The sequence below is a fragment of the Streptomyces sp. NPDC059866 genome (assembly GCF_042731325.1).
Lineage (GTDB): Bacteria > Actinomycetota > Actinomycetes > Streptomycetales > Streptomycetaceae > Streptomyces > Streptomyces flavusporus.
The window spans coordinates 87776-100864 of sequence record NZ_JBHWJT010000012.1 but is presented as its reverse complement, the minus strand read 5'-3'; the positions used below and the strand labels follow the sequence as shown (position 1 = coordinate 100864).

At 71.5% G+C, this 13089-nt stretch carries 9 protein-coding genes; 3 read left to right on the top strand and 6 right to left on the bottom strand.

Going from position 1 to position 13089, the window contains the following annotated elements:
• Positions 1-103: 103 nt before the first annotated feature.
• Positions 104-490, bottom strand: a complete 387-nt coding sequence (locus ACFV7R_RS19890) for an MGMT family protein (protein ID WP_385264970.1) — start codon at positions 488-490, stop codon at positions 104-106.
• Between the two features lie 186 nt (positions 491-676).
• Between ACFV7R_RS19890 and ACFV7R_RS19885 the strand changes: the two genes are divergently transcribed.
• The 3 genes from ACFV7R_RS19885 to ACFV7R_RS19875 all read left to right on the top strand — a co-directional run bounded on the left by ACFV7R_RS19885 (position 677) and on the right by ACFV7R_RS19875 (position 6828).
• The gene (locus ACFV7R_RS19885; RefSeq protein WP_385264967.1) at positions 677-3415 is read left to right on the top strand and encodes a YbhN family protein; all 2739 of its coding nucleotides are present in this window, start codon (positions 677-679) and stop codon (positions 3413-3415) included.
• A 191-nt stretch (positions 3416-3606) separates the two neighbouring features.
• Positions 3607-5154, top strand: a complete 1548-nt coding sequence (locus ACFV7R_RS19880; protein ID WP_385264965.1) for an alpha/beta hydrolase — start codon at positions 3607-3609, stop codon at positions 5152-5154.
• Positions 5155-5292: 138 nt separating this feature from the next.
• Positions 5293-6828 (top strand): alpha/beta hydrolase, encoded by a 1536-nt coding sequence (locus tag ACFV7R_RS19875; RefSeq protein WP_385264963.1) that lies wholly within the window; start codon positions 5293-5295, stop codon positions 6826-6828.
• Positions 6829-6893: 65 nt separating this feature from the next.
• Here the strand turns inward: ACFV7R_RS19875 and moeZ are convergent, their stop codons facing one another.
• The 5 genes from moeZ to ACFV7R_RS19850 all read right to left on the bottom strand — a co-directional run bounded on the left by moeZ (position 6894) and on the right by ACFV7R_RS19850 (position 13063).
• Positions 6894-8072 (bottom strand): adenylyltransferase/sulfurtransferase MoeZ, encoded by a 1179-nt coding sequence (gene moeZ, locus ACFV7R_RS19870; protein ID WP_129802271.1) that lies wholly within the window; start codon positions 8070-8072, stop codon positions 6894-6896.
• A gap of 63 nt (positions 8073-8135) precedes the next feature.
• Positions 8136-8885 carry a spherulation-specific family 4 protein gene (locus tag ACFV7R_RS19865; protein ID WP_385264960.1) on the bottom strand — a complete coding sequence of 250 codons (750 nt, stop codon included), beginning with the start codon at positions 8883-8885 and terminating at the stop codon, positions 8136-8138.
• Positions 8873-9883: an NAD-dependent epimerase/dehydratase family protein gene (locus ACFV7R_RS19860; RefSeq protein ID WP_385264957.1), complete on the bottom strand. Its 1011-nt coding sequence runs from the start codon at positions 9881-9883 to the stop codon at positions 8873-8875. The genes ACFV7R_RS19865 and ACFV7R_RS19860 overlap by 13 nt, the downstream gene beginning before the upstream one ends.
• Before the next feature lie 184 nt (positions 9884-10067).
• Positions 10068-11324, bottom strand: coding sequence for a hypothetical protein (locus ACFV7R_RS19855; RefSeq protein ID WP_385264955.1), 1257 nt, complete (start codon positions 11322-11324; stop codon positions 10068-10070).
• Positions 11321-13063 carry a DUF3492 domain-containing protein gene (locus ACFV7R_RS19850; protein WP_385265315.1) on the bottom strand — a complete coding sequence of 581 codons (1743 nt, stop codon included), beginning with the start codon at positions 13061-13063 and terminating at the stop codon, positions 11321-11323. Before ACFV7R_RS19850 ends, ACFV7R_RS19855 begins: the two co-directional genes overlap by 4 nt.
• Between the last annotated feature and the right edge of the window lie 26 nt (positions 13064-13089).

Below are 13089 nucleotides of genomic sequence, written 5' to 3'. Positions count from 1 at the left end.
CGCCTGCCTCATCTCTCACGAACGTACGTCATGCCACGGATGTGCCCTGTTTCGCTCATACGGATCACGGGTCACACGCGGACGCGTCCGATGGCGGAAGCTGTCAGGTGTGACCCTCCGCGCGTTCGCCGCCCTCCCATCGCGCGCGTCTCATGTCGAGGCGCGGCAGGTGACCCTCCGCGGCCCGGCTCGCCTCCTTCAGCGGTGTACCCTCCGCGCGGTAGTGTCCGAGCGCCTCCAGCTCGTGCCCGGGAAGCAGGACGCCGTCCGCGCGGACGACGCGCCACCACGGAACAGCTCCCCCGTAGAGAGCCATGACGCGGCCGACCTGACGAGGGCCGCCCTCCTCCAGCCACTCCGCGACGTCGCCGTACGTCATGACGTGCCCGGCCGGGATCAGTTCGGCGACCTCGAGGACCCGCTCGGCGTACTCCGGCAGGGCGTCGGTGTACTCCGGGCGGGCGTCCCCAGGAAGACTCTCCTCGCTCATTCGCCCCATCCTGCCCCACGGCACCGACAAGGTGACCTGCTCGCCACTGTGCGTGACCCTCGCCGTGGAGCGGCCCGTCGGGCAGACTGTGCGCTCCCGCATTTGCACCCTGATGCCCCCGTGTGTCGGTGGGGCATGCCACCATCGTGCGGGCGGTGACTGGTGATACGAGATCAAGAAGAGACGATGAAGCAGCAGGGTGTGCGGCCCGAGGACGCAGAGAGCACCTCTGATGCGTCATCGCGCCCGGACACCGCCGACGCGAACGAGAAGCCGGTGACGAAGGCCGATCCACCGAGCGGGAAGGGCGCAGCCCGCGCCGACGAGGCCCCGATCGACGAGGTCGAGGGCGACGAACCGCTGCTCCCCGCGCGCGTGCACCGCCCCTCCGACCTGATGCGACTCCTGGTCGGCGTGCTCGCCGTCGTTGTGCTGATCGCCATCGCCGCGTTCGCGCACGGCACCACCTCGGGCCTCGAACAGGACATCAACAAGGGCACCGGTCAGGCACCCGACCTGCTCATCAAGATCGCGGGACTGGCGTCCAGCATCGCGATCCTCCTGGTTCCGGTCGCGTTCGCCATCGAACGGCTGATCAAGCGGGACGGACTGCGCATCGCCGACGGCGTGCTCGCGGCGGTCCTCGCACACGGGGTGACGCTCGCCACCGACCTGTGGGTCGCCCGGGCCGCCCCCGACTCGATCCAGGATGCGCTCACCCAGCCCTCCCCCGGCGACATCAACGCCCTGACCGACCCGGTGCACGGCTATCTCGCCCCGGTCATCGCGTACATGACGGCCGTCGGCATGTCCCGCAGACCGCGCTGGCGGGCCGTGCTGTGGATCGTGCTGCTCCTCGACGCCTTCTCCATGCTCGTCACCGGCTACACCACACCGTTCTCGATCATCCTGACGGTGTTGATCGGCTGGACCATCGCGTACGGCACGCTGTACGCGGTCGGCTCGCCCAACGTCCGGCCCACCGGTCGGACCCTGATGGCGGGCCTGCGGACGGTCGGCTTCCACCCGGTGAGCGCATCGCGCGAGGAGACCCCGGATGCCGCGGACAACGGCGACCGCGGCCGACGCTATTTCGTCACCCTGGAGACCGGGCCACCACTGGACGTCACAGTGGTCGACCGGGAGCAACAGGCACAGGGCTTCTTCTACCGGGTGTGGCGCAACCTGACGCTGCGCGGTTTCGCCACCCGCCGCAGCCTCCAGTCGCTGCGGCAGGCGCTGGAGCAGGAGGCACTGCTGGCGTACGCGGCCATCGCGGCGGGCGCCAACGCGCCCAAGCTGATCGCCACCTCCGAACTGGGCCCCGACGCCGTGATGCTCGTCTACGAGCACACCGGCGGCCGTACCCTCGACTCGCTGGCCGAGGAGGAGATCTCCGACGAGCTGCTGCGCAGCACCTGGCACCAGGTGCGGGCGCTGCAGTCCCGGCGCATCGCACACCGCAGGCTCGCGGGTGACGCGATCCTGGTGGATCGTTCCGGCACGGTCATCCTCACCGATCTGCGAGGTGGCGAGATCGCGGCCGGGGACCTGCTGCTGCGCATGGACGTCGCACAGCTGATGACGACGCTCGCCCTGCGGGTCGGCGCCGAGCGGGCAGTGGCCTCCGCCGTCGCGGTGCTCGGCCCCGACGCCGTGGCCGACTGCCTGCCGATGCTCCAGCCCATCGCGCTCACCCGCTCCACACGCGCGACCCTGCGGCGACTGGCCCGGGAGCGCGCCGAGCGCGAGCGGGAGGCGGTGCTGGAGGCGTCGCGGCAGTCCAAGCAGGCCCGTGCGGGGGCGGCCGCGGAGGACAGCGCGGTCGTACCGGCAAAGCCCGGCAAGAAGGCCGTACGCGCGCAGACCAGGGCAGAGAAGCGGGCCATGGACGAGGCCGTGGAGGAGGCGCGCGAGGACGATCTGCTCACCCAGATCCGGCACGAGGTGCTGCGGATCAGGCCGCAGGCACCGGTCGAGCCGGCCCGGCTGGAGCGGGTGCGACCGCGCACGCTGATCAGTTTCATCGCCGGAGCCATCGGTGCGTACTTCCTGCTGACGCAGCTCACGCACATCGAGTTCGGGCCGCTCGTGGCCAACGCCGAGTGGGGCTGGGTCATCGCGGCCGTGCTGTTCTCGGCACTCAGTTATGTCGCCGCCGCGATGAGCCTGCTGGGATTCGTGCCCGAACGGGTGCCGTTCCCACGGACCGTGGCGGCCCAGGTCGCCGGGTCGTTCGTGAAGATCGTGGCGCCGGCCGCGGTGGGCGGTGTCGCGCTCAACACGCGCTTCCTCCAGCGCGCGGGGGTGCGGCCCGGTCTGGCGGTGGCCAGCGTCGGCGCGTCGCAGCTGTTCGGGCTGGGCTGTCACATCCTCATGCTGTTGGCCTTCGGTTATCTGACCGGTACCGAGAAGACACCGTCCCTGTCGCCGTCCCGGACGGTCATCGCGGGTCTGCTGACGGTCGCGGTGCTGGTGCTCGTGGCGACGTCGGTGCCGTTCATGCGGAAATTCGTCGTCACGCGCGTGCGGTCGCTTTTCGCCGGTGTCGTGCCGCGCATGCTGGACGTGCTCCAGCGGCCGCAGAAGCTGGTCACCGGCATCGGCGGCATGCTGCTGCTCACCGCGTGCTTCGTGATGTGCCTGGACGCGTCGATCCGCGCCTTCGGCGACGAGACCACGTCCCTCAGCATCGCCAGCGTCGCCGTGGTCTTCCTTGCCGGCAACGCGCTCGGCTCCGCGGCCCCGACACCCGGCGGTGTGGGCGCCGTCGAGGCGACCCTGACCGTCGGCCTGATCGCCGTCGGCCTGCCCAGCGAGGTCGCCGCCCCGGCCGTGCTGCTGTTCCGCCTGCTGACCCTGTGGCTGCCGGTGCTGCCGGGCTGGCTGGCCTTCAACCACCTGACACGCAAAGGCGCGCTGTAGGTCAGATCGCGGGTACGCGCGGCAGGCCCCTGCACGCGCACGTACGCCACAACGCCCACTCAGCACGGTTCCCTCATCGCACCGGACGTACCCGCACACGTCCCTCACCGCAACGACGCACCCGCACGCGCGCGTACCTCGTTCGGCCCACGTCCCGAGCGTCCGGTCCCGCGCGACCGCACGATGGATGCATGCCGAACCTTTCCCGTCTGCGCGCCGCCGCTCTGACTGCCACCGCCGTGCTGCTGTCCTCTGGGCTGGCGGGATGCAGCGACGACGGCTCCCCGGACGAGGACCTCACCGCCCAGGAGCTGAGCTGGAAGGCCTGCCCGGCACCCGCCCAGGCCCAGGGCGGAGGCGAGGCCCCCTCGCCTCTGCCGGACGGCGGCGACTGGCAGTGCGCGACCATGAAGGCGCCCCTCGACTGGGACGACCCAGAAGGCGACACCATCGACATCGCGCTGATCCGGGCGCAGACCAGCGGCGCGGAGAGCCGGCGCATCGGCTCACTGATCTTCAACTTCGGCGGCCCCGGCGGCTCGGGCGTCACCGCGCTGCCCGCGTTCGGCGCGGACTATGCGACGTTGCGCACCCGCTACGACCTGGTGAGTTTCGACCCCCGCGGGGTCGGCCGCAGCGCCCCGGTGTGGTGCCAGGACGACCAGCAGCTCGACGTCTACTTCCAGCAGGACGCCACCCCCGACGACGCCACGGAGCGCACCGAATACGTCGACAACGTCAAGGAGTTCAACGCCGCCTGCGAGAAGAACTCCGAGCGGATACTGCCGCACGTGCGCACCACGGACGCGGCCCGCGACATGGACCTCTTGCGCCAGGTCCTCGGCGACGACAAGCTGCACTACTTCGGCATCTCCTACGGCACCGAACTCGGCGGCGTCTACGCCCACCTGTTCCCGGAGAACGTGGGCCGGGCCGTCTTCGACGCGGTCGTCGATCCGACCGAGACCCCCGAACAGGGCTCCCTCGGGCAGGCCGAGGGCTTCCAGCTCGCGCTCGACAACTTCGCCGAGCACTGCGTGTCACAGGTCGAGGACTGCCCGGTCGGGAACAGCACCCAGGACGTCAAAGCCCGCATCGCGAAGCTGCTCAAGGACCTGGACAGCAAGCCGATCCCGGGCATCTTCCCCCGCGAGCTGACCCAGACCGCCGCGACCAGCGGCATCGCCCAGGCGCTGTACTCGCAGGACTTCTGGGAGTACCTCACCGAGGGCCTCGAGCAGGCGTACGACGGGGACGGCCAGATCCTGCTTCAGCTGTCGGACTCCTTGAACGGGCGCAGCCAGAACGGCGAGTACAGCAATCTCACCGCGGCCAACGCCGCCATCAACTGCGCCGACGACAAGCCGCGGTACACCACCGAGTACGTGGAACGGAAACTGCCCGAGTTCCGGGCCGTCTCCGCCCTGTTCGGCGACTTCCTAGCCTGGAGCATGCTCAGCTGCACCGACTGGGCGGTGCAGGGCGCCGCCGACCATCCCGACGTCAGTGCGCCCGGGGCGGCGCCGATCCTCGTCGTGGGCAACACCGGTGACCCGGCCACTCCCTACGAGGGGGCGCGGAAGATGGTCCAAGCGCTGGGCAACGGCGTCGGCGTGGAGCTGACGTACCGGGGGCAGGGACACGGTGCGTACAACAGCAAGAACAAATGCGTGCGGGGCGCCGTGGACGCCTATCTGCTGGACGGGAAGGTGCCGGCAGCCGGGACCGTCTGCTCCTGAACCTGACCCCGGATCCCGGGAAAGTCGCAGGTCAAAAGGTTATCCACAGGCCGCGGCGGGTGCGGCGCGGTCGGCCTACCATGGCGGGACTGCCGTTCGCGACCGAAGTGCGGGCGGCCCTGGAGGGGGGATGTGTTCATGGCACGCTTCGTACGGTGGACGGCTCTGACGGTCGCCGCCGCGCTGCTCACGGCGGGCTGCAGCAGCGGCTCGTCCGACGACGGAAAGGGGACGGCCGCCTCACCCACCGGTTCGTCGGGCGAATCCACGTCCGGGCTGCCCCCGTCCCTCACCGCACAGGAACTCGACTGGGGCGACTGCAAGGCCACCGCCGACGCCCCTCCGCCGGGCGACGACTGGCAGTGCGCGACGCTCGAAGTGCCCCTGGACTGGTCGAAGCCGGAGGGCACGACGATCGATCTGGCGCTGATCCGTGCCGAGGCGACCGGTGACGACCGCATCGGCTCCCTCCTGTTCAACTTCGGCGGCCCCGGCGGCTCGGGCGTATCGACGTTGCCGGCGTACTCCTCCACCGTCTCGGTGCTCCACGAGCGGTACGACCTGGTGAGCTGGGACCCGCGCGGGGTGGGCGGCAGCGAGGGCATCCGCTGTCGCGGCGACAAGGAGATCCAAACCGCCGAGGCGGTGGACCCCACCCCGGACACCCCGGCCGAGAAGACGGCGTACTTCCAGGACGCCGCTGACTTCGGCAAGGGCTGCGAAGAGTCCGCCGGGAAGCTGATGGCGCATGTGTCCACCACCGACACCGCCCGCGACATGGACCTGATGCGGCAGGTCCTCGGCGACCGGAAGATGCACTACTTCGGTATCTCGTACGGCACCGAACTCGGCGGCGTCTACGCCCACCTGTTCCCGAAGAACGTGGGACGACTGGTCCTGGACGCGGTCGTCGACCCCAGCGCCGACGCGGTGGGCCACGCCAGGAACCAGACCCTGGGATTCCAGCGCGCGCTCGACGACTACCTCGAGTCGACGGGTCAGGACCCACAGCAGGGCTCGCAGAAGATCGCCGACCTGCTGGAGCGGATCGACGCGGAGCCGCTGCCGACGTCGACCGATCGGAAGCTGACCCAGGCACTCGCGCTCACCGGCATCATCCTCCCGCTGTACAGCAAGTCCAGCTGGCCCGCTCTGACCAGCGCCCTGGAGGCGGCCGATCAGGGCAACGGATCCGAGCTGCTCGCACTCGCCGACGCCTACAACGAGCGGGACGCCTCGGGCCGCTACACCACGACGACCCACTCACAACGGGTCATATCGTGCTTGGACGACAAGCAGCGGCCGACGCCCGACGAGGCGGAGGGGCTGCTCGCGGAGTTCGAGAAGATCTCGCCGGTGTTCGGGACGTTCCTGGGCTGGGACACGGCGGGCTGGTGCCACGACTGGCCGGTGGCCGGGCAGTTCGACAGCCCGGAGGTGAGCGCGCCGGGTGCGGCGCCGATCCTCGTGGTGGGCAACACCGGCGACCCGGCGACTCCCTACGAGGGTGCCCGCAGGATGGCGGACGAGCTGGGCAAGGGGGTCGGCGTGGTGCTCACCTGGAAGGGCGAGGGGCACGGTGCCTACGGGAGCGGGAGCGACTGCGTCGACTCCACGGTGAACGCCTATGTGCTGAACGGAACGGCACCGAAGGACGGCAAGGTCTGCTCATGACGCCGGCGGGGGCTCCGGGCACCCGTGGTGCGCGAAGCCCCCGCCGGACGGGGAGCAGGGCCGGGTCAGTAGACCGGCTTGTGCGGCTCGATCTGGTTGACCCAGCCGATGACGCCGCCACCGACGTGGACGGCGTCGGAGAAGCCCGCGGACTTCAGGACCGCGAGGACTTCCGCACTGCGGACACCCGTCTTGCAATGCAAGACGATCTTCTTGTCCTGCGGGAGGCTCTCCAGGGCGGTGCCCATGAGGAACTCGTTCTTCGGGATGAGCCTGGCGCCCGGGATCGAGACGATCTCGTACTCGTTGATCTCACGGACGTCGATGATGTCGATGTTCTCGCCGTCGTCGATCCACTCCTTGAGCTGCTTGGGAGTGATCGTCGAGTCGGCGGCCGCCGCCTGGGCCTCTTCGGAGACGACGCCGCAGAAGGCCTCGTAGTCGATGAGCTCGGTGACGGTCGGGTTCTCGCCGCAGACCGCGCAGTTCGGGTCCTTGCGGACCTTGACCTGGCGGTACTGCATCTCCAGGGCGTCGTAGATCATCAGGCGGCCGACCAGCGGCTCACCCGTGCCGGTGAGGACCTTGATGGCCTCGGTGACCTGGATGGAACCGATCGACGCGCACAGCACGCCCAGGACGCCGCCCTCGGCGCAGGAGGGAACCATGCCGGGGGGCGGGGGCTCCGGGTAGAGGCAGCGGTAGCAGGGGCCGTGCTCGGACCAGAACACCGAGGCCTGGCCGTCGAAGCGGTAGATCGAGCCCCACACGTACGGCTTGTTCAGCAGCACGCACGCGTCATTGACGAGGTAGCGGGTCGCGAAGTTGTCGGTGCCGTCGACGATCAGGTCGTACTGGCTGAAGATGTCCATCACGTTGTCGGCCTCGAGCCGCTCCTCGTGAAGGATCACGTTCACGTACGGGTTGATGCCGAGCACGCTGTCGCGGGCCGACTCCGCCTTGGAGCGGCCGATGTCCGCCTGGCTGTGGATGATCTGGCGCTGCAGGTTCGACTCGTCGACCTCGTCGAACTCCACGATGCCGAGGGTGCCGACGCCCGCCGCGGCCAGGTACATGAGGGCCGGCGAGCCCAGGCCGCCCGCGCCCACACACAGCACCTTGGCGTTCTTCAGCCGCTTCTGCCCGTCCATCCCGACGTCGGGGATGATCAGGTGGCGGGAGTACCTGCGAACCTCGTCTACGGTGAGCTCGGAAGCCGGCTCGACCAGGGGTGGCAGCGACACGGGGACTCCGTTGGTCGGTCAATCACTACGGTTGTTCTCCCCGTAACACTGCCACGGCCTTTTTCATTCCGAGACACCCGTTCCGATCCGCGAGACGATTTCGTCCCAGTAGCCGGGCATGCTCTCCCAGGGGTCCATGCGGCCGCCGCGGTCCGTGCGGTCGGTGAAGTAGATCGTCGCGGCGCCCTGCCAGCGTGCGATGCGCAGCGCCTCGTCGAGGTGGCCGCGGGGTACTCCGTGCACGAAGTGGCAGAACCGCTCGGGCGGATAGTCGGCGGTCCACTCAGCCGCCTGCGACCAGCGGTAGCCGCTCCAGGGACCCGAGAACGTGACGAGTTGGTCGGCGTTCTCGGCGTAGCCGGGATACGGGTGGGTGCCGTGGCCGAGGACTATGTGTGCATCGTCACGCAGCGCGCGCAGGGTGGTGACCGTGCGGCGGATCTCGGGGAGGCCGGCGCGTTCGGCCGGGCAGCGGCCCAGGAGGAAGCCGTCGACCTGATACCAGTCCAGATACCGGCGGGCGTCCGAGATCGCCTCGGCGAAGCCGCGGGCGCCGTACATCGTGTCGAGGTGCCCCAGCACGCGGACCCCCGCATTGCGGAGGCGGCCGGCCGCCTCCAGGCAGTGGGGGTCGGGACGGGCGCCGGGACCGTCGGCGACATTGAGGACGACCCAGTGCAAGGGGGCGCCGGGGCGCGTGAGTTCACCCCACTCGGTGGGGGCGAGAAGGGGGTGCGCATAGCCGGGGATGCCTAAGCCGGTGCGGACATCAGTGCCCGCCGTGGCCGCTTTGGTGCTGGTCAGATACGGCATGCCGCCTCCATCCAGATGTCGGCGAGGGACTCCTCGAGGTTGATCCGGGGACGCCACCCGAGCCGGTCGCGGGCGGTGCGTACGTCGGCCTGCTGCCAGCTGCCGCAGCCGTCCGGATAGGGGTACGCGACGGGGGCCGAGTGAGCCGTGTGGTCAGAGTCGCTGCGGTGGCCCAGGGGTTCGTGGCGGGGGTGGCCGAGCGGTTCTCTGGGGTGGCCGATGGACGGCCTCAGCGGGCCGGGTGGGCCGTCGAGTTCGTGCAGGACGCCGCCGTAGCCGGCCACCCGGGCGAGGATCGCGGCGGCGTCGCGCAGCCGGACCGCGCGGCCGGAGCCGATGTTGATGACGCCCTGCGCGGCGGAGAGGGAGGCCGCGTGGACGGCGCGAGCCACATCGCGGACGTCGACGAAGTCGCGCTGGGCGCCGAGGCCGCCGAGCTTGAGTTCGCCGTCGCCGGTCTGCATGGCGCGCCGCATGGCCTCGGCGAGGCGGCCGAGCGGGGAACCGGCGGGAGTACCGGGGCCTGCCGGGGAGAACACGCGGAGGACGACCGCGTCCAGGCCGGAGCCGAGGACCAGTTCGGTGGCCGCGAGTTTGCTGACTCCGTAGGGTCCACCGGGCCGCGGTACCGCATCCTCCGCCGTGGAGGAACCGTGCTGGCTGGGCCCGTACTCGGCTGCGCAGCCGATCTGGACGAGGCGGGCGCCGCAGCCGCTGCGGCGCAGGGCCTCGCAGACGGTGGCGACGGCGACGGTGTTGTGGCGGGTGAGTTCGCGGGCACCGCCTCTGGTCGCGCCGGCGCAGTTGACGACGACGCCGGGGTGGACGGCGTCGAGGAAGCGGGTGAGTGCGCCGGGGCTGCCGGACGCGAGGTCGAATCGGACGTCGGCGTCGTCGCCGCGGCCGAGTGCGGTGAGTTGGACGGCCGGGTCGGCGAGCAGACGATCGGCGACGAAGCGGCCCAGGTAGCCATTGGCTCCGATCAGCAGAACTCTCATCGGACGGCTCCCGGGGCCAGGTTGGCGGATCGGGAGGTACTCATGCGGTGTTCTCCTTCGAAGGGGTGGTGCGGTTGCCTCCGACGTCCGGGCCGGGCGCCTGCGGCGAGGGGTGAAGCGGGTCTGTCGTGCGGCATCGGCGAGAGGCCGCCTGCGGTGGGCGCGGCGGCGGCGCCTGCCGGGGTCACCACGGGCCGTCCGTTCGTCCGTGCGCCGAGGCGCGGGTCAGTCTGCGGAAGGCATGCAGCAGAAGGGCGAGGGCCGCTGCTCCACAGGCGAGGGTCGGGATGCTGCCGGGGCCCCAGGTGTCCAGGAGGGTCTGCGTCGGGATGGCAAGGACGTCGCAGTGCGGGAGGCGGCCGGCGAAGAGCGTGGCCAGGGCGGTGGCCTCGGCCGTGGCCGCCGCGGTGAGGAGCACGGCCGGGGCGTGGGTGAAACCGTGGATGGTGAGGAGCCGGGCGAGGAAGAGGAGGGCGCCGAGGGTGAGGGTCTGGGAGGGGGCTGCGGGGTCGTCCACGGTGGCGGCACTGAGGGCGAGGAGGCCGGTCAGGGCGGCCAGGAACAGGGTGAACGTGCCGAGCAGCAGGGGGCGTACGGAGGCGGCGAACTCCTCGAGTCCGCGGCTGGCCGTCAGTTTGCGGCGCGCCCGTGCGGCGAAGAGATGGGCGCTCCAGGCCGCGGGGGCGCAGGCCAGGGTGAGGGCCAGGAGAGGGGTGATCGTGAGGGGCCAGGAGCTGTCCGCGGCGCCGGTCGGAAGGCCGTCGGGGCCTCCCGAGGCGGCGGCCTGCAGAAGTCCGTCGCCGAGGACGGCGTAGGCGACGAGCCAGCAGATCCATGTCCGGGCGCCGGGTGCCGGGTGTGGGCCCGGCCGAGCGCGGTTCGTGCCCAGGGGGCCGCGGGACAAAGCCGCGCGCAGGGCCAGGGCCACGGCCAGGGTGCCGACGGCGGCCAGCACGAGGCGTGCCCGGCCGTGGGTGAGGTGCAGGCCGGCCAGGGTCGCGGCGCAGAGCGTGCCGGGCAGCAGGGTGCGGACGATCCAGTCCGCGCGCGGCCGGGTACCTGCGGTCGGTGTGGGGCTCCGAGACGGGTCTCCGTCGCGCGGGACACGGGCGTACATCTCCTCTGCCAGGGAGAAGACGTCCCGGTGGCGGAAGCGTGCGGCGGTGCGGTCGGTGAGACCGTGCGCCTCCAGGCCGGCCGCGATCTCCAGGGGGTCCACGGCCCGTTCGCAGAGCTCACGGTGACGGTGCATCAGGACCTTCACGGGATCGGCGGCGCCACGGTGGGCGACGGAAGGGCCGACGACGTCCCGCCCGGGGGCGGCGGCAGCCTCACCCCCGGCTGCGCCACCGTGCGCCTCACCGAGGCGAGCCTTCTGCCGCGCCTCGATTCCGTCGCCGGCCGGGGGGCGGGGGCGGTCGAGGTTCTCCAGGTCGTTCATCGGGCTGCTCCCGTGGCGGGCACGGAGAGTGGGGGGCGTACCGGGGGGCCGGCCGCCCAGCTGGGACCACCGCGTGCCACGACGCGCGTTGCGGCGTCGGTCCAGCGGCCGGGGAGGCGGGCCTCTGCGGGGACGGCGAAGGGCTGGGGCTCGCCGAAGTCGTCGAGGACGACGCGGGGGACGGGGCAGCGCGAGACGATCTCCAGGTAGATGCCGTGGAACGCCGCGATGTTCTGCTCGACGGTGAACAGTTCGAGCGCTCGGGCGCGCGCGGCGGCGCCCAGGCGCTCACGGCGCTCGGGGTCGCGCAGCAGCGCCACGCACGCCTCGGCGAGCGCCCGTGGGTTGCGCGGGGGGACCACGAGCCCCGTCCCGCCGATGACCTCGACCACCGCACCGACATCCGTCGACACCGTCGCCCGGCCGCAGAGCATGGCCTCGACGAGGCCGATCGGGAAGCCCTCCACGACGCTGGACAGGACGATCACCGCGCCGGAGGCGTAGGCGTCGGCGAGGGTCGGGGCGTCCGGGCCGCCGATCTCCTCGAAGGAGACGGGGTTGTCGCCGACGGCGTGCGGGCCCTCCGCCTCGTCGGGGAAGAGCTGTGCGGCGAGGACCCTGCAGTGGGTCAGGTAGTCCGCGCCCTCGGCGCCGGCAGGCGCGCCGACGATCCGCAGCCGGGTCCGGGGCGCGCCCGGCTCCCCCTTGCGGAGCTCCCGGACCTCCGCGAAGGCGTGCAGCAGGGAGACCAGATCCTTGGTCGGTTCCACGCGGCCGACCCAGACCAGCGTGTCCGGCTCCGCGAGCTCCGGCGACTCCCCCACCTCCGCGAAGGGCCCGGCGTCCATGCCGGGGTACACGGTGCGCAGCTTCGTACGGTCGGCACCGCAGCGTTCCTGCCAGCGGCGGGCGTGTGCGTTGCCGGGCGTGATGCAGTCGGCCTGCCGGTAGATCTCGGCGGCGAGCCGCCCGTGGAAGGCGGCGAGCAGGGACCGTACGGCGGGCGAGGACTCCGTGGCGGCGGCCAGATAGTGCGAGCGCAACTGCACCCCGTACTCGGTCACCAGCAGAGGTACGCCGAAGAAGTGACGGGCCAGCAGCCCGGTCAGGGCCGCCGCGCCGCCGGACGCCGCGTGGCACAGGTCGACGGAGCCGAGCCCGTCGTCCTCGTACCAGTCGAGCGAGAGGGGGCGCAGGGCGCGTTCCAGGTGCGCGGCGACGGCGAGCAGATCGGGCACCCGCGCCTCGTGCGCCGTGCGCGGCGCTCCCGGCGCGCGACAGGCGCGTTCCAGGGCGCGTACGGCCGCTTCGGAGCGCAGCGCCCCCACCAGGCCGCCCTCCTCGCGGGCGAGTTCGGCGAGCCCGTACAGGGCGTTGGCGAAACGGTCCGCCTCAGCGGCGGGCGCATCCGCCGACGCCTCCCCCGAGGCCCCCGCGCACAGGACGCCCGCCAGCTCCCCGTAGCACTCGGCGAACCGCCGACGAGCGCGGCGTCCGTACGCCCGCCCGTCGCCCACCGCCGCCCGGTCCTCCTCGGCTGTCCACAGCGGTGCCGTTCGCACCCGGACGACCTGCGACGGCAGCGGGATCCAGCCCTCGTCCTCCTGCCGCTCGCTGCGGCTGAGCGCGTAGACGTCGAACTCGTGCTGTGCGAGCCCGCGCACGAGCCGGTCGCACCAGAGCCTGGCGTCACCGCTCACATACGGATAGCCACCCTCCGTAAGCAGTCCGATGCGCATGTGCACCCCCGATCTCCCGTATGGGG